General features: G+C 51.3%; 1 protein-coding gene. It reads right to left on the bottom strand.

All coding sequences use genetic code 11. The features are described 5' to 3' along the window. A partial coding sequence (locus JK130_RS16570) for an IS256 family transposase (protein ID WP_218355437.1) occupies positions 1–557 on the bottom strand: 557 nt, incomplete at both ends.

Raw genomic sequence — 557 nt, 5'->3', positions numbered from 1 at the left:
CCATAAATCAGCTTTAAGTCCGTCGCGATAATCTTACGCTGCTTCCAGTTCACGTAGCGCAGCGAGTGGCGAATTTGATGCACGATACACAGTTGCACCTGTGTTTTCGGGTAAACCGCTTCAATGGCTTCCGGGAAGCCTTTGAGGCCATCACAGCAGGCGATAAAGATATCCTCAACACCACGGTTTTTAAGCTCGTTCATCACTGACAGCCAGAACTTGGCTCCCTCGGTTTGCGCCATCCACAGGCCTAACAGCTCTTTTTCACCGTCGCAGTTGATACCAAGCGCCAGATACACGGATTTGTTTTGTACCACGCCAGAATCACGACTACGAACCACTAAACAGTCGAGATAAACAACTGGGTAAAGCTTTGCCAGCGGGCGATGCTGCCAGGCCTTAACCTCGTCCATCACCGCGTTCGTTACCTGCGATATGAAGGTGGCAGAGACTTCAACACCGTAAGCTTCCTCAAGGTAAGCCTGAATATCGCGCGTGGTCATGCCGCGGGCATAGAGTGCGACAATGCGCTCATCAAAGCCGTTTAGTTGACGTTC

Source organism: Alteromonas lipotrueiana (assembly GCF_019249245.1).
GTDB classification, from domain to species: Bacteria; Pseudomonadota; Gammaproteobacteria; order Enterobacterales; family Alteromonadaceae; genus Alteromonas; species Alteromonas lipotrueiana.
The sequence above is the reverse complement of the archived record's forward strand: the minus strand, read 5'-3'. Positions and strand labels throughout refer to the sequence as shown.